The organism is Psychrosphaera algicola, from assembly GCF_028401425.1.
Lineage (GTDB): Bacteria > Pseudomonadota > Gammaproteobacteria > Enterobacterales > Alteromonadaceae > Psychrosphaera > Psychrosphaera algicola.
The window spans coordinates 3,359,734-3,374,923 of record NZ_JAQOMS010000002.1; the positions used below are offsets into that span (position 1 = coordinate 3,359,734).

Consider the following 15,190-nt stretch of genomic DNA (forward strand, 5'->3'; position numbering starts at 1 on the left):
GTTAAAAGTGTTTTTTGATTATAGTAATTGTTGGGCTACACCTTTTATTTGCGTTTCTCGGTTTTCTATTAATGCTTGCAGTATTTCCTTTTCTTTTAGAAATGTATTTGCTAAAGCAACAACTTTGTACTGTTTTTCTATGTCTGGTATCGAAATCTTTAGGCTTAGAATTGTGGATTTATTTATCCCTACTTGCCAGCTACCTTCCGCCATTTCTTCAAAATACTTTTGAGCTGGAGCTTGATTCAATTGCTAAGGCTAAAAATTCTGGCAATAATAACGTCGTATCGGAAACTTGAATGATAAAAAGTGAGGAGAACAAACGATAGCCTCTTCAAGTTCATGTGATACGCATGCCGCTATATTTTTTGGTCCTCTAGCTGTAAATATTACATCTCCTTTTTCTAGCCAGCCTACCTTTCCACGTTTATTTTCAACTGTTGCGGAAATAATACTCTGCCAATTTATTTTGCCATCTCGTGTTACGTCTCTAATTTGAATAACCTTCGATTTTGCATTTGTATTTTCTACAACTTTCCCCTAAAGGGGTGGCCTGCTCTGATTTTTGCAATGTCTTGTAGTTTCATAATTAAACATAACTTTTGTTTGAATTTATTAAACTCTAGCATGAAGTGAAATTAATACAACATACCAATAGTGCAAAATAAATGTTGGCAAATTGTATTTTGTGCACTATAAGTATGGTGCAGTAGCATTTGGGAGGTACTTAATGTTGAAAATCGATATTGTAATAGAGACTACTAATCCATATATTCGTCGAATCTGTGAAGACTATTGGAGATTTGAAACGAATGGTCAGTTTGCTATGGAGGTTGACTATCTCGCCAAGTCAAAAAGTAGAAGTAAAAAATCTTTAACCGACTTGGTTCGAGAATACTGCACCGCTCTTATTGACTGTGACTCTTTAAATTGTAAAAGGTGTAAAACACATAGTGTGTTTACAACAAGGGACCAGTTGGAGTTCATTCGAAATCAAAACCGAGATGTATATTACAATTATACGGATGGAGCAGAAAAAAGATTTGGGATTAATGGAATCCCTAGCAATGGCTGGGACCTTTTGGATGTTTGCAACTCATGCAATAAGGAAATCAAACGTCACAAAGACGTATTACAATCTTGCCGTAAAAGAAAGAGGCGTGCTTTGAATATACCGGTAAAAAACAGTATTAAAAAGCCTCAAAATACAAGCGAGTTATCAAGCATCATGCGAAATCCATTAGGAAACCCGATATACAGCCACAAAAACCATTGAGTAACTATTCGGCATTAGAGGCTTGGTTGTTACTATGTTTAAACCAAACGTTTAAGTCTATAAAATTCCCCAATAGGGTCTATCGCAAATCTCAAACTCCGTTTTTCGGTTCAGAAGACTATGATCTAGAAGTGCTTACTCAGCTCTATAGCCAATCTTTAATAGTGCCTTCGGTGCCGCTGAAAGATAGTGCATCGAAAGCAGATTATCTCAATACTAGTTGGCATTTTGTTCTACCAGAAAAGGCCGATTACTCCACTTTTATTAATACATTAACAAAGAAACAGTTTGGCCTAACTAAAAATGATGTTGAGCTATTGTCCGAGTTTATAATTGAAGGCCGGGTAAGAGCTATAATGGATCCTATCAATAATAATACTGACTACTGGAGAGTGTTTGGAAATACAGAAGATGTTAGGTTAAATTCAGCGCTCAAAGATTTGGTCACAGTTTTTCCAATAAATCATTTAGAAGCTCTATCAAATATAGCTGCCAAAGACCTTGCCGCAAAATATCATAGAACTAGCAACTATTTACGAAAAAAACAAGTTTATATTTATCCGGAATTATAAAGTATTCGGAATTTGCTCAAGCTGATAAGACTTTTAAGTTTTTTGATAGGTCTGATTTTTTTACATATGAGCCAAGCGCATTTGAAAAGCAACTTAGCACTTTATTGCAAGTAACAACGCCACTTGGAGAAATAGAATTTAGCGAGTTTAAACGTAAGTTGGCGCACTATTTGGTTTGATCATAAAAACAGATGCTAAAGCATGGCTGTTTATGTTAAGTAAAAGTTTCTTAATATCAATTAGGGTAGAGCAATGTTAAATAGTACACGTCATGTAGTATGTATAATATTCGTATGTGTATGATAAATAAAATTTATATTGGTATTAGGTGTAGGTTATAATTTGCAACCATTTTGCGTGAATTTATATACGTCTGGGTGGCATAAAGTGTCAATTTATCTGCGTTACATCGCTAGAAGTGAATTGTTATTGGTGCGCTTTGTGTAAAAGTGCATCAATAACACCACTAGATACACTTTACCGTTCACTAAACAAGTATGGTAGTTTCCGAGCCGCGGCCCCAACCACTCAATGTAACAAGTGCCATGGAATCGCATATGCGCTTATCGCGTAGATGGTTATGTGCATGTTTAAAGGCAACGCTCAAATTCTGTAGGCACAGTAAATCCAATGTCGACAGTTCTGCCACGGCATCATCCATGACCGCTTCGGCTAGAGCTATCTTATCTATTTCAATCAAATAACAAATAAAATCTTGCTGCAGTGCACTTGGTACGTTAGTAGTCATAACCTTCCTCCCAGCCGGAGTGTTCGGCTTCAGCAGAAAGAGACATATCTTCACATCCAGCATAATTATTAATACAACCAGTATCATCATGCTCCCAATTGGAAGAGTTTGGGTGGCCATATCCATTATAATTGGAAATAACTTTAGGTTCGTCGTCTGTAATTAACGATTTGTCTTGTGGAAAACTAGACGTATTCATGACTATTCTCCACTGTATAATTTGGCTAAGTACGACTCAGAAATCCAAGGGCCTTCTAAAGCCAAGTTTTCTGCCATTTCAGCGAATCGACCACCATCTGAGATGTCTAACGCAAAATCAAACTGAGAAGCAATGATCTCGAATACATCATGGGGTTCTTCAATCGTCGGGTAGATATTGGAATGATTGACCGACAGCGTGTAATTGAGCCTAAACCATTCTTCGGCGTCGATTACCAATATCACACCGCGACCTTCATATGAGATCAAGGTTCGCCAATTTAAATAGCCAAATTCACGAGCCAATTCATCTTGAATTTGGGTCAAAGAGCGAGGAGAGTCTTTGCGAAGAGTTTTTGCTTTCTTTTTAAGCTTAGCAATAAAGCTTTTTGTTATAGATGACATGAAGTCTCCATATATCTACCAATACGTAATGTAATGTCCACTTGATCCATCGCTTGGCGCCATATGGGCTTATGCATAAACAGATTATAATTGAGTTATCTCGAAAAATATTTGCATGGACTGACAGGCTTTACTCAATAGCCGATTAAAATTTTATATGTGATTCGCAAAAAGTCAACAAATTTCATAGCTTTTAGTTTACTAACCGTACTTTTTCATCGCCGAAGTCAAAGGATTAACACTAAAGGTATTCACCTATGAGGAGTAAAAACCAAACTAGGGTTGGTAAACTAAATGCTGGAGTTTTTAATTGTGCGAGTGGGGTGGATGTTTGAATCTAACAAACTTTTCTGTGCCTGTTTGATGTGACTGAGCCCAATCAGCTCTGGCGAAGTGACGTACAGTGTGATCGGAGTTCAGCACTAGCAAGGATTGCTTAAATGAGCCAGAAGTCTAATTGAAATTCATAAATAATTGAACAGGAATTCAGGTTGTTTATGACGCTAGTTTGGATGTGCAGATAGCTGAGTTTGTGCGTCAGTGACTCATTGTATGCTAATAGGTGATGTAATCCGCTGACAACGCTAAGTGAGGCGAATTCGTTAAGCCAAGATACTTTTTCTAGACTGAGTTGGGACGGATGAAAAATATGAATTAGATGCTAAAGCATGGCCGTTTATGCAAGTAAAAGTTCTCAATATCAATGAAAGTGGAATAATGCTAAATAGTATACTGGCGGTAGTATGTGTAACATTGGTAAAATCTTGATAAATAATGATTAAATTAAAAATAGTATAAGGTGTGGGGTTCTAAGTCCAAATCGGCGTTCTCGGAGCGGTCACCTAAGCTCGCAGCCCAGGCGACCTTTCTGGTAACTTCTGGTCGTTCTGTGCGCCATAAATGGTCAAGTTCAGCTTGTAGCTTTAAATAACCTTCACGGGTGACTAGATTTGTCTTCATTTGCTCGCATAAGTTCGTTTAATGTTTGGCTGCACAATATGTCGTGACTGCAAAAAGAAATCAATGGTGATCCCTCTTTTTAAGCAAATATATTGCGCTGCGCGGGGCGCACCAATTTTCAGGTTGATATAATTTAGCTATGCGAAACTAAATGGTCGTGTGGTTTGAATGCTTGGGGTGATTCAAAAAGTGACCGAATCACTTGGAAAATTTACGAAGACAAACTTTGTAACATCCCTTTACTGTCTTCCACCTAAAAATGCCTTATATTCTTTATAGTGTTTTGATCTTTGTTGTAAACATTAGCCGAACTCCATGTACTTTCAACTGGCCGTTTAGCCAATTTACCCTATGGGCTAAATTGAAAATTGACACCAAAGATCAACACACTCAACAATTGAGTGTAAACAGACAGGCAAATTTGGAACCTAAAAATGGAACAAGAAACCACGAAAATTTTGGTTGTAGATGACGACATGCGTTTACGCAGTTTATTAGAGCGTTATTTGACGGAACAGGGTTATATCGTTCGCAGTGCAGGTAACTCGGATCAAATGGACCGATTACTCGAACGCGAAAACTTTCACCTGTTGGTACTCGATTTAATGTTACCTGAGTGAAGATGGTTTGTCTATCTGTCGCCGATTGCGTCAAATAGGCAACGAAATTCCAATTGTTATGCTAACGGCTAAAGGTGATGAAGTAGACAGAATAATCGGTCTTGAATTAGGCGCTGACGACTACTTACCCAAACCGTTTAATCCCCGCGAGCTATTGGCCCGTATTAAAGCAATTTTGCGTCGCAAAACAAAAGAGCTACCGGGCGCACCAACGCTTGAGGAGGAAGAAGTTGAATTTGGCGATTTTAAACTAAACTTAGCGACCCGTGAAATGCATCACGGTGATGAAGTAATGCCGTTAACGAGTGGCGAGTTTGCTGTTTTAAAAGCTCTAATTAGCCACGCAAGAGAGCCATTGTCACGGGACAAGCTGATGAACATGGCACGTGGCAGAGATTATTCTGCACTTGAGCGAAGTATCGACGTGCAGGTGAGTCGATTACGTAAAATGATTGAAGAAGATCACACTAAACCGCGTTATATACAAACGGTCTGGGGAATTGGTTATGTATTTATCCCAGATGGTAAAGGTTAATTGTTTTATTAACGTTGTTCTTTAGGTGTGCATATGAAGGTGTTACCACGTAGTGCGTTTGGGCAAACAGTATTTTTAATTGGTTCGCTGTTGTTGATCAATCAAATTGTTTCCTATCTTAGCGTTGTATTTTATTTGTTCGAACCGGCTTACCAACAGATCAATAATCTGATGGCGAGTCAGGTGAAAGTGTTATTTTTAGGCGAAGAAAATGGCTATCGTGTGCCAACTCAGTTGTCTAAAGACTTTATCCAGGCGACCAAAATTCAGGTCATGAAGGAGGAAGATGCACGTTGGAATGGATTAGATGAAGCGGCACATTACCCTTATTTTTCGGAACAGATGTCTAAGAAATTAGGTGGTGAAGCGGAAGTACGTATATCTCACGGCGAACTGAGTTTCTTTTGGGTAAAACCACCTCAAGCGCCAAACTACTGGGTTAAAATTCCGCTTGATGGTTTTCAACAAAAGAGTTTTTCACCTTTGGTTATCTATTTAGTGGCAATAGGTGTGTTGAGTGTGGCTGGTGGTTGGGTCTTTGCGAGGCAGCTTAATCGGCCGTTAAAAGCACTGCAAAATGCGGCAATCGAAGTGGGGAAAGGAGAGTTTCCAGAAACCCTACGTGAGCGCGGTTCAGAAGAAATTATTGCGGTAACTCAGGCGTTTAATCAAATGTCGGCGGGTATCCAGCAACTGGAGAAAGACCGTAACTTACTGATGGCCGGTGTTTCACATGATTTAAGAACGCCGCTAACCCGTATTCGATTAGCGACTGAAATGATGAGTGGCACGGATGAATTTTTAAAAGACGGGATCGTCAATGACATCGAAGATATGAATGCGATTATTGATCAGTTCATGGAATTTATCCGACATCACAAATTGGAAGAATTAGAAGCGGTAGATATAAACCAGTTACTACAAGATGTGGCCGATTCTGAAAATAATAATAGAGGTCGTAACTTTAATCTTGTATTTGACCCTGAATTACCACAAGTGAAAGTACGACCGATTGCCTTAAAAAGGGTAATTGCAAATTTGATTGAAAACGCCATCCGATACTCCGAGGGTGACATAACTATTTGCAGTCATTACGACCAACAAAATCGTAAAGTGCATTTTCGAGTAAGCGATACAGGCCCTAGTATAGATGAAAATGATCTAGAGCGTTTGTTCGAACCATTTACTCAAGGTGACTTAGCTCGAGGTGGCGAAGGCAGTGGATTAGGGTTGGCTATAATCAAAAAGATTGTCGATATGCATGATGGAAAGGTTAAGCTACATAATGTAAATCCTAGGTTGGCCGCGACAGTTTCTCTGCCAATACGAACCTAATTCGATATTATATTCATTTTTTGTCGGTGAATAAATATCCAGTCACAATATAAAAACCGGAGCTCCCACGCTCCGGTTTTTGTTTATCTATATGAAATATATACAAATAAATCTCTGTTCTATTTTTTAAAATAACCGCTCTGATGCGTTTTCCGCTTATGCCTCATAATTACCCAAACAAAACTGAAAGTTCTAAAGAAAACTTTCAGTATGGGCTACAAAACTTTCAGGAATTACGATAGACTTGTTTTCGTTCAATAAAAACACGTAAGTTTTTAAGCGCAGCTTTAAGGTTGATTACGAAACTGGAGTAAACGAAGCGTACTTTTGGGCAATGTATTTTTTCGCAACAACTCGAAACGTGAGAATGCGAGTTAAAAACCAAATTGTTAAATCTAAAGTGTTCAGGTGAATATAATGGCTATAAATATCGACTTATCGCAGTACGGCATAACAAACGTTTCAGAAGTTATCCATAATCCTTCTTACGATAGATTATTCGCAGATGAAACAAACCCTGAGCTAGAAGGATTTGAGAAAGGCGTGGTTACCGAATTAGGTGCCGTTAATGTAAGTACGGGTGTATTTACCGGTCGTTCGCCAAAAGATAAATATATCGTCGAAGATGATGTCACTCGCGACACAGTATGGTGGAACTCTAAGTCTGCTCCAAACGATAATAAGCCTATTTCAAATGACGTTTGGCAAGACTTAAAAAATGTGTCACAGATCAGCTATCTGGTAACCGACTGTATGTTGTTGATACTTTTTGTGGTGCAAATGAAAAAGTACGACTTAAAGTACGTTTTATAGTGGAAGTTGCTTGGCAAGCTCACTTTGTTAAAAACATGTTTATTCGCCCAACTGACGAAGAACTCGAAAATTTCGGCGAGCCGGATTTTGTTGTAATGAACGGTTCTAAAACAGGCAATGCAGATTGGCAAAAACACGGATTAAATTCTGAAGTCTTTACGGTATTCAACCTTTCAGAAAAAATGCAAATAATTGGCGGTACTTGGTACGGCGGTGAAATGAAGAAAGGGTTGTTCGCAATGATGAACTACTATTTACCGCTAAAAGGTATGGCTTCAATGCACTGTTCAGCTAACGTTGGGGAAGAAGGCGATGTTGCTATTTTCTTCGGACTATCTGGTACGGGTAAAACAACCTTATCAACCGATCCTAAACGCCAACTCATTGGTGATGACGAACACGGTTGGGATGAAGACGGTGTCTTTAACTTTGAAGGTGGTTGTTATGCCAAAACTATCGACTTAGATAAAGAAAGCGAACCCGATATTTATAATGCAATTTGCCGTGATGCGTTACTTGAAAATGTCACAGTAGATGATAATGGTAAAATTGATTTTTCTGATGGCTCTGTAACTCAAAATACTCGAGTTTCGTACCCTATATACCATATCGAGAATATCGTTAAGCCGGTTTCTAAAGCTGGCCATGCGCAAAAAGTTATCTTTTTAACGGCGGATGCCTTTGGTGTATTGCCTCCGGTTTCTAAGTTAACTAAAGAACAAACGAAGTATCATTTCCTTTCTGGATTTACTGCTAAGTTAGCTGGTACTGAACGTGGTATCACGGAACCTGTTCCAACCTTCTCATCATGTTTTGGTAAAGCGTTTTTGACCTTACACCCTACTCAGTATGCTGAGGTTTTGGTTGAGCGTATGAATGCCGCGGGTGCTGAAGCTTACTTGGTCAATACTGGATGGAATGGTTCAGGTAAACGTATTTCGATTAAAGATACACGTGCGATTATCGATTCAATTTTAGATGGGTCAATTGAAGCTGCTCCAACTAAATTTGTACCTATCTTTAACTTAGAAGTTCCTACTGAATTACCTGGCGTGAACTCTGGTATTTTGGATCCGCGTGATACATATCCAAAAGCGGATGAATGGCAAGTTAAAGCAGATGACTTAGCCGCTAAGTTTGTGAAAAACTTTGTTCAGTTTACTGATAATGACGAAGGCAAAGCGTTAGTGGCAGCGGGCCCACAAATTTAAATCGCTTGATAGCGGATTAGTATTATGTGTTGAATCGTAAAAAAACCTCGTTAATCGAGGTTTTTTATGTCTGCAATAATCTAAGTAATAATTAACACAGCAGATACTTGTTGGTCATGCAGATGACTAGGCTAAGCAACTAGTGAGTTTTTATCCTGTTATTTAAGTAGGTTCGGTAACTTGAGTAAGAATAGAAAATTAACGCTGTCCAGATAAATGCAAATGTCTGCCATTTAGCGTCACTCATATTTTCTTGATAAACAAATATGGCAAAAAGGAACATGATGCTTGGTCCAATGTATTGGAAAAATCCCATAGTGGAATAGTTTAAACGACGAGCAGCGCCGACAAAACAAAGTAATGGTGCTGTTGTTACAAGCCCAGTCGCTATAAATAACAGATTTAAATTAAGTGGGTTGTTAAACATATTTGTCGTCACTGTAGGCTCTGAAACTAGCCAATAGATAATGGCCGGTACAATTAACAGTGCGGATTCCCAAAAAATGCCGGTCACCGCGTCAACTTTGATGGTTTTTCGAATAAGGCCATACATTGCAAATGACGAGGCAAGACCAAACGCGACAATTGGAAAAGAACCATAAGTCACAACTTGAATTAAGACGCCGGTAAAAGCGAGTGCCAGTGCCAGATATTGAAGGCGGCTTAGGCGTTCAGACAAAAACACCATGCCCAATGCGACGTTTAATATCGGGTTAATGTAATAGCCTAGACTTGCGTCTAAAATGCGCCCAGAATTTATGGCCCAGATAAACAACCACCAATTTAACGCTAAAAAGCAACTACTTAACATTAACAGTAGGATATTTTTTTGTCTTTAAACACAGCGATAACAGCTCGCCAGTTATTTTTAACTGAAATTATAATAGCCAAAACAACCACGGACCATAGAATGCGGTGTAGCAATATTTCAAGCGGCGAAATGTGGTCTAACAGTTTGAAAAATACCGGTGCTAAGCCCCACATAGAATAAGCCATAACGGCTAATATAGCGCCATTCTTTCCATTTGAATTCATTTTTAAGTGTCAAACCTTGAGTCACACCTTGGCAATAAACAACGTCGCCAAGTGATGTTAATTAGTTACGAGCAAGTTAACAGATTTTTGGGAATAATTTCTAAGAGATATAAATAAATTCGGTAAATAATGCACGGCTCTATTTATTGATAAATATGGCCGTACGTTTTATATGAGCTTACTATTTCATATTTACCACAACTGCCCCGTAATAATCACCACAGGTTTAGATGCAGTAAGGATTTTGAATTTATTAAAAGTGATATTTGATTAATAGGTTTGCATTGCGTTCGTCGATGGAGTCGATGCCAAATTTGTTGTCCCAATAAACGTACTCAATGCCGACGATAAATTTGTTTTTCATATTTAACGCTGGTGCAAAATCGTAACCTAGCTGCGAGGTAAAATTCATTGACGCCTCATAAGAATCATATTCAGTTGCGTAGTCGATAAAGCCGGTATATGTCAGAGGTCCAATTGGAGCACTCCAAACGAAAGTCGCCTAGTAATTGTTGCCACCAAAGGCATTGTTACGGTGAAACAGATTCAGCTGGACAAACTTAAAGTAGGGTACATCTAGATCGGTGCCAACGCCAAATAGATAGTTATTGCCGGGGCCCATTTCTAAAGTGCCTGCAACATAAACGTTTTTAATAAAACCATTGAATTTTTTACATGAAATCGTGAGTTATATTCACCGTAGGTTTCAACATCGCCGTTGTCAGATATTAGCCGATCAAAAAACATAAAGGTATCACCCCAAGTACTTCCGTTTGCGTATTCAAACGAAATCACTTCACGTTTATTGTCACCCAGTTCGTAATCACTGCCTTTTAAATAGCTTAAACTAAAGTCAGACCATTTTGTTTTTGCCATACTAGGCGCTGAAAATAAGATGAAGGTCATAAGGCTTAGCAGTATTGTTTTCATGTTCTTGTTCTCTTTAGGTAAAATAAAAGATTGATTCTATTAATCTTTCGCAGTGCATGGTACAAAATATAGCGCTATTTTAAAAATATTGCTCAAAAATTGAAGAAGGTTTAGATATGTTGGAAAAACTGTTCCATTTAAAAGCCAATAATACGAACGTGAAAACCGAAATTGTCGCGGGTTTAACGACGTTCGTCACTATGGCTTATATTATTTTTGTAAATCCAAGTATTTTAGCCGAGGCTGGGATGGATAAAGGGGCCGTATTTGTCGCTACTTGTATCGCGGCCGCGATTGGTTGCTTTATTATGGGGTTTGTTGCGAACTATCCCATCGCGCTTGCGCCTGGAATGGGGTTAAACGCTTTTTCACTTATGGTGTTGTGCTTGGTATGGGGCATACATGGCAAGCCGCTTTAGGTGCGGTATTTCTATCGGGGATTATCTTCCTTTTATTGAGCCTTTTTAAGGTTAGGGAATGGATCATTAACGCGATCCCCAGAGTACTAAAACTCGGTATTGCAACGGGGATTGGCTCATTTTTGGCGTTAATAGCACTTAAAAATTCGGGCATTATTGTCGCTCACCCAGCAACATTTGTTAGCCTAGGTAACCTTTCTGAATTCACCCCTTTAATGAGTGTGATTGGCTTTTTTGTGATTGCCGCTTTAACTGCAAGAGGTGTTAAAGGTGGGGTATTATTTGCGATATTAGCCATGACGTTAATCGGTATAGGATTTGGTGATATTGAGTACGCTGGTATCATGTCGATGCCACCTTCGTTAGCCCCGACATTTTTACAAATGGATTTAAGCGCCGCGTTGGAATTATCTATGTTAAGTGTTGTTTTTGCTTTCTTGTTTGTTGATTTATTTGATACGTCAGGAACATTGATTGCAGTTACGCAAAAAGCCAAATTAATTGACGAAGATGGCAATATCCCTCGCCTTGGAAAAGCATTATCGAGTGATTCTGTCGCAACGTTAGCGGGGGCTGCGTTAGGTACATCAACAACGACAAGTTATATAGAAAGTGCAGCTGGAGTGTCCGAAGGTGGTCGCACGGGGTTAACTGCGGTTTGCGTTGGTGTGCTATTTTTACTGAGTATTTTCTTTGCCCCTTTGGCGGGTATGATCCCAGTATATGCGACCTCGGGGGCTTTGTTTTATGTGGCGATATTAATGCTATTTAATTTGCAAAATGTTGATTGGAGTGACATTACGGAAGCTGCGCCGGTGACTGTAGTATTGCTTTTTACACCGCTAACATTTTCTATTGCGCATGGGATAAGTTTGGCGTTTATAACGTATGCATTTACTAAGCTATTGTGTGGCAAAAGAGATGAAGTCAGTCTAAGCGTTTGGATTCTGACGGTATTATTTATTGCTAAAATTGCATTTGTTGATTAGTGATTTACAGCTATTTGTTAAAATCGTTAATTGTGTTTTTATTGAATTTAATTACGGGGTTGAATGCATCAACCCCGTATTTTTTTATTTATTTAAACAGATCTATAATATTTTTTAGATCTGTTTTACCTTCCGCTAACTCTTCAGCCGTCAACCCTGATAACTCGTGTGGAAACACTAACCACTCATCACTTTGTTGAACGTAATAGTCGGGAACTATGTCTACCTGACAGTTTTTTGGCTTAAACCACGGACACGCTATTCGAATGTCTTTTGGTGTATTAAGTCGCGATAAACTTTTAATTTGTGTGATCAGCGCATCAATGCTTCGTCCTGAGTCGAAAACATCATCGACAATAAGTAACGAATTGTCCGCATTCGCATTTTCAATCAAATAATGTAAACCATGAACTTTAATTTCTTTGGATTGCTGACCAATACCGTAATATGAAGATGTGCGCACCGCAATGTGATCTGTTTCGACTTTTCTAAAATCGAAGTATTCTTGAACTGCGATGCCAATTGGTGCTCCGCCACGCCAGATCCCAATAATAAAGTCAGGTTTAAATCCAGATTCATAAACTTGATGGGCAAGACGAAAGGAATCTTCTAATAATTCTTGAGCAGTAATAAATCGCTTAGGGACCATATTATTTTATTTACCTTTATTTATATGGCAAAAGGGATCAACTACTTTAGCTCAATAAATCCCGATATTCCATGTTTGTTCAGTATTTTCACAACCATAGGCGGACACGCTTTTGGTCGGCTTGTTTTGTATTTAGGAGTTGTTAGACATGTCTTGTTCTGTTTCAGAAGAATACTGATAAGTATTACTTTGCTCATCTTCTTCAGATTCTATTGTGTCTTCTTCTGACTGTGCTTCATTTTTAATAATTAATTCGTTAATTTCCTCAGAAAAATCAAAAAATAGTCTTGGCGCCTTTTCGAGATAAAACTGGCTATTGAAGCTACGGGTATCGCTAGGCAAGGCTTCACAGAGCCTTGATATTAAGGCTGGAAGCTGCTCTTTAGGGTACCAATTGATATCTTCAAACTGAGAAAATACATTGGAAAATGTATCGACTAAGTCAGACAAACGCTCTAAGTTTAACGAGTTTACCGCTTGAAACACAAAGTAGTTATTGCCCACGGCAATCAATCGCCGTTTGTGTTCTGTTTCAAGTTCCAATTCATACTGTTGTGGTAGCGACGCGACCAACTCTTTATAGCGATTTTGCAATTGACGGACTGAATGATTTAACGAAAGTTGCTTGGTTTTTAACGCGTGTATTGTTTTTTGTTTCTTTCGGACGACATATAAAGAATAAACAACAACGATGACTAAAAGCCAAAATAACACTGAACTCATGTGGTGCTCTGATTAACCTAAGGTTAACTGAATTCTAAGCAACTAATCTATTTGGTACAACTGTTGTTTACTTTTTGACGTAAATGTCCGAAATAACTGCATAAAATAAAAAATTAGAAAACTGAAATAATTTATTGAGGAATACCATATGCCCCTGTTTGGTTAAAAAGTCATGTCGCCGATTTAAGGAGTGGCATGCACTGATTGGTCAGCGAGGTGTGCTTTTTATTTGCTTTGGTAAATTTTATAACGAGCTTTTAGCAGCTCGATATTGGAATTTTGGATAAGAATTAACCAAAATGGTTAACCATTGGTCAATTAATTGGTTGACAATTCATTGTTGTGTGGTTTACATTCGATCGGGTCAACTTAGTTAAATCGGGAGTGCGGCCTGTATTTACTTAGTTGCAATCATCTATTTCATTTATTAGATCCTCTGGAGAATCATATGTCTATGAAGGGAAAGGTTGCAATTGTAGCCGGTGGTGGCCGTGATATTGGTCGTGCGTGTGCTATCGATTTAGCCAAAAAAGGTGCAAATATTGTATTAACTTATCATTCGAGTAGTGAAACTGCGCTTTCAGCTGTTGCTGAAATAGAAGCGTTGGGGCAAAAAGCCGTTGCTATTCAGGCTGATCTAACCGTTCAAGCCGATGTAGATAAAACGATAGATGCTGCAGTAAACCAACTCGGTGGCATTGACTGCTTAGTACATGTGTCAGGTGGCTTAGTTGGTCGCGTCAAAATTAGCGAGATGACAGATGAGCATTGGCATAACGTGATGAATGTAAATCTAACGTCATTATTTAAGATGACAAGAGCATGCGTTCCTCATATGAAAGCTGGTAGTTCAATCGTTACATTTGCTTCACAAGCAGCGCGTGATGGAGGCGGACCTGGAGCGGTTGCCTATGCGACATCTAAGGGCGCTGTAATGACATTTACGCGTGGTTTAGCTAAAGAGTTAGGCCCAGACATTAGAGTGAATGGTGTGTGTCCTGGAATGATTAGTACAGGATTTCACGATACCTTCACTAAGAGTGAAGTCCGTACGAACGTAGCAGGTGCAACTGCACTTAAACGAGAAGGTACGTCAGAAGAAGTTGCTAAATTAGTGTCATTCTTGGCATCAGACGAGTCGTCTTATATGACGGGTAACTGTGTCGACATTAATGCTGGATTGTTATTTTCCTAATCAATGTTGCTGTGCGTTTTTGATTACGTTTTTGATTAGGTTTTTGATTATGCTGATGCGTAGTTTTATTTATGCACTAAAAACAACCTAAGCGCTGTCTCTTGATCACAAGTTTGACTCAAGAGCTTTGGCTAACACGTCATCTTCAAGGATGGTTAGTAACTTAACCATCCTTGTCATTACACTTTAACAGACGCACAGTCGGTGCGTTTTGTATCTTTGTCCATCGCTACTGTTCAATAAGCCCAACGACTTCAGATGCTTCTAGGGCAAACAAAACGATACTATGTGCAAGCAAACCACGATGTCGGTAACCTTGGTTAATGAAGCCTAATTCCGTTCGAATAGATCAATGGCGATAAATGATATCAGTGGTATTTTCCAAGGAAAGTAGCAGGTAATGTTGTGTCGCGCTCGTTGCGAAAAGCTTAATCCTTGCTTCAGCATTTACGGGCGTTACTATATTTTTTATTACCCATAAAACGAGAGTAACTTGCCAAATCGCTTGGAGACCTGCTCATGGATTAAGAAAATGGTTCAAAAAAATCCCTGCTAATTTCTTAGCAGGGATTTGGGT

At 38.8% G+C, this 15,190-nt stretch carries 15 protein-coding genes and 4 pseudogenes; 8 read left to right on the plus strand and 11 right to left on the minus strand.

What is annotated here, in order from left to right:
• Positions 1 to 18 precede the first annotated feature (18 nt).
• Positions 19 to 249: a restriction endonuclease subunit S domain-containing protein gene (locus PN838_RS18445; protein ID WP_272181587.1), complete on the minus strand. Its 231-nt coding sequence runs from the start codon at positions 247 to 249 to the stop codon at positions 19 to 21.
• A gap of 481 nt (positions 250 to 730) precedes the next feature.
• Between PN838_RS18445 and PN838_RS18450 the strand changes: the two genes are divergently transcribed.
• Both PN838_RS18450 and PN838_RS18455 read left to right on the plus strand, forming a co-directional pair.
• Positions 731 to 1,276, plus strand: coding sequence for a hypothetical protein (locus PN838_RS18450; protein ID WP_272181588.1), 546 nt, complete (start codon positions 731 to 733; stop codon positions 1,274 to 1,276).
• Positions 1,273 to 1,848 carry a hypothetical protein gene (locus PN838_RS18455; RefSeq protein ID WP_272181589.1) on the plus strand — a complete coding sequence of 192 codons (576 nt, stop codon included), beginning with the start codon at positions 1,273 to 1,275 and terminating at the stop codon, positions 1,846 to 1,848. The genes PN838_RS18450 and PN838_RS18455 overlap by 4 nt, the downstream gene beginning before the upstream one ends.
• Before the next feature lie 487 nt (positions 1,849 to 2,335).
• On the opposite strand, the gene PN838_RS18460 is transcribed toward PN838_RS18455, so the two are convergent.
• From PN838_RS18460 to PN838_RS18475, 4 genes and pseudogenes are all read right to left on the minus strand, one after another.
• Positions 2,336 to 2,596 (minus strand): hypothetical protein, encoded by a 261-nt coding sequence (locus tag PN838_RS18460; protein WP_272181590.1) that lies wholly within the window; start codon positions 2,594 to 2,596, stop codon positions 2,336 to 2,338.
• The gene (locus PN838_RS18465; RefSeq protein WP_272181591.1) at positions 2,586 to 2,795 is read right to left on the minus strand and encodes a hypothetical protein; all 210 of its coding nucleotides are present in this window, start codon (positions 2,793 to 2,795) and stop codon (positions 2,586 to 2,588) included. Before PN838_RS18465 ends, PN838_RS18460 begins: the two co-directional genes overlap by 11 nt.
• Before the next feature lie 2 nt (positions 2,796 to 2,797).
• On the minus strand, positions 2,798 to 3,199 hold the full coding sequence (locus PN838_RS18470; protein WP_272181592.1) for a hypothetical protein: 402 nt from the start codon (positions 3,197 to 3,199) through the stop codon (positions 2,798 to 2,800).
• Between the two features lie 819 nt (positions 3,200 to 4,018).
• A pseudogene (locus PN838_RS18475) lies at positions 4,019 to 4,159 on the minus strand (transcription elongation factor GreAB); the annotation flags it as partial.
• A gap of 434 nt (positions 4,160 to 4,593) precedes the next feature.
• On the opposite strand from PN838_RS18475, the gene PN838_RS18480 reads away from it, so the two are divergent.
• The 4 genes and pseudogenes from PN838_RS18480 to pckA all read left to right on the plus strand — a co-directional run bounded on the left by PN838_RS18480 (position 4,594) and on the right by pckA (position 8,673).
• A complete protein-coding gene (locus PN838_RS18480) occupies positions 4,594 to 4,779 on the plus strand; it encodes a response regulator (protein ID WP_272181593.1) in 186 nt (61 codons plus the stop codon).
• A gap of 7 nt (positions 4,780 to 4,786) precedes the next feature.
• Positions 4,787 to 5,314 carry a winged helix-turn-helix domain-containing protein gene (locus PN838_RS18485; protein ID WP_272181594.1) on the plus strand — a complete coding sequence of 176 codons (528 nt, stop codon included), beginning with the start codon at positions 4,787 to 4,789 and terminating at the stop codon, positions 5,312 to 5,314.
• 33 nt (positions 5,315 to 5,347) lie between these two features.
• Positions 5,348 to 6,649 (plus strand): two-component system sensor histidine kinase EnvZ, encoded by a 1,302-nt coding sequence (gene envZ / locus PN838_RS18490; protein ID WP_272181595.1) that lies wholly within the window; start codon positions 5,348 to 5,350, stop codon positions 6,647 to 6,649.
• Between the two features lie 417 nt (positions 6,650 to 7,066).
• Positions 7,067 to 8,673, plus strand: a pseudogene (gene pckA, locus PN838_RS18495) (phosphoenolpyruvate carboxykinase (ATP)).
• Positions 8,674 to 8,812: 139 nt separating this feature from the next.
• Here pckA and rarD read toward each other — a convergent pair.
• The 3 genes from rarD to PN838_RS18510 form a co-directional block, all read right to left on the minus strand.
• Positions 8,813 to 9,484: an EamA family transporter RarD gene (rarD, locus tag PN838_RS18500; protein WP_334313402.1), complete on the minus strand. Its 672-nt coding sequence runs from the start codon at positions 9,482 to 9,484 to the stop codon at positions 8,813 to 8,815.
• Positions 9,485 to 9,961: 477 nt separating this feature from the next.
• Complete coding sequence (locus PN838_RS18505) at positions 9,962 to 10,120, minus strand: hypothetical protein (protein ID WP_272181596.1); 159 nt, start codon at positions 10,118 to 10,120, stop codon at positions 9,962 to 9,964.
• A 212-nt stretch (positions 10,121 to 10,332) separates the two neighbouring features.
• Positions 10,333 to 10,638, minus strand: coding sequence for a hypothetical protein (locus PN838_RS18510; RefSeq protein ID WP_272181597.1), 306 nt, complete (start codon positions 10,636 to 10,638; stop codon positions 10,333 to 10,335).
• A 116-nt stretch (positions 10,639 to 10,754) separates the two neighbouring features.
• On the opposite strand from PN838_RS18510, the pseudogene PN838_RS18515 reads away from it, so the two are divergent.
• Positions 10,755 to 12,046: pseudogene (locus PN838_RS18515) on the plus strand (NCS2 family permease).
• An 88-nt stretch (positions 12,047 to 12,134) separates the two neighbouring features.
• Here the strand turns inward: PN838_RS18515 and PN838_RS18520 are convergent.
• Positions 12,135 to 12,695 (minus strand): phosphoribosyltransferase, encoded by a 561-nt coding sequence (locus tag PN838_RS18520; protein ID WP_215962528.1) that lies wholly within the window; start codon positions 12,693 to 12,695, stop codon positions 12,135 to 12,137.
• Between the two features lie 132 nt (positions 12,696 to 12,827).
• A complete protein-coding gene (locus PN838_RS18525) occupies positions 12,828 to 13,418 on the minus strand; it encodes a hypothetical protein (RefSeq protein ID WP_215962527.1) in 591 nt (196 codons plus the stop codon).
• Between the two features lie 448 nt (positions 13,419 to 13,866).
• Between PN838_RS18525 and PN838_RS18530 the strand changes: the two genes are divergently transcribed.
• A complete protein-coding gene (locus tag PN838_RS18530; RefSeq protein WP_272181598.1) occupies positions 13,867 to 14,613 on the plus strand; it encodes an SDR family NAD(P)-dependent oxidoreductase in 747 nt (248 codons plus the stop codon).
• A 232-nt stretch (positions 14,614 to 14,845) separates the two neighbouring features.
• Here the strand turns inward: PN838_RS18530 and PN838_RS18535 are convergent.
• Positions 14,846 to 15,028: pseudogene (locus PN838_RS18535) on the minus strand (IS4 family transposase); the annotation flags it as partial.
• Positions 15,029 to 15,190: the final 162 nt, after the last annotated feature.

What these genes read in the sequence shown, in the direction of transcription:
- PN838_RS18450 (WP_272181588.1), top strand. Translation starts at nt 731, where the DNA reads ATGTTGAAAATCGATATTGTAATAGAGACTACTAATCCATATATTCGT.
- PN838_RS18460 (WP_272181590.1), bottom strand. Translation starts at nt 2,596, where the DNA reads ATGACTACTAACGTACCAAGTGCACTGCAGCAAGATTTTATTTGTTAT.
- PN838_RS18465 (WP_272181591.1), bottom strand. Translation starts at nt 2,795, where the DNA reads ATGAATACGTCTAGTTTTCCACAAGACAAATCGTTAATTACAGACGAC.
- PN838_RS18470 (WP_272181592.1), bottom strand. Translation starts at nt 3,199, where the DNA reads ATGTCATCTATAACAAAAAGCTTTATTGCTAAGCTTAAAAAGAAAGCA.
- PN838_RS18480 (WP_272181593.1), top strand. Translation starts at nt 4,594, where the DNA reads ATGGAACAAGAAACCACGAAAATTTTGGTTGTAGATGACGACATGCGT.
- envZ (WP_272181595.1), top strand. Translation starts at nt 5,348, where the DNA reads ATGAAGGTGTTACCACGTAGTGCGTTTGGGCAAACAGTATTTTTAATT.
- rarD (WP_334313402.1), bottom strand. Translation starts at nt 9,484, where the DNA reads ATGTTAAGTAGTTGCTTTTTAGCGTTAAATTGGTGGTTGTTTATCTGG.
- PN838_RS18505 (WP_272181596.1), bottom strand. Translation starts at nt 10,120, where the DNA reads ATGAATTTTACCTCGCAGCTAGGTTACGATTTTGCACCAGCGTTAAAT.
- PN838_RS18510 (WP_272181597.1), bottom strand. Translation starts at nt 10,638, where the DNA reads ATGAAAACAATACTGCTAAGCCTTATGACCTTCATCTTATTTTCAGCG.
- PN838_RS18520 (WP_215962528.1), bottom strand. Translation starts at nt 12,695, where the DNA reads ATGGTCCCTAAGCGATTTATTACTGCTCAAGAATTATTAGAAGATTCC.
- PN838_RS18525 (WP_215962527.1), bottom strand. Translation starts at nt 13,418, where the DNA reads ATGAGTTCAGTGTTATTTTGGCTTTTAGTCATCGTTGTTGTTTATTCT.
- PN838_RS18530 (WP_272181598.1), top strand. Translation starts at nt 13,867, where the DNA reads ATGTCTATGAAGGGAAAGGTTGCAATTGTAGCCGGTGGTGGCCGTGAT.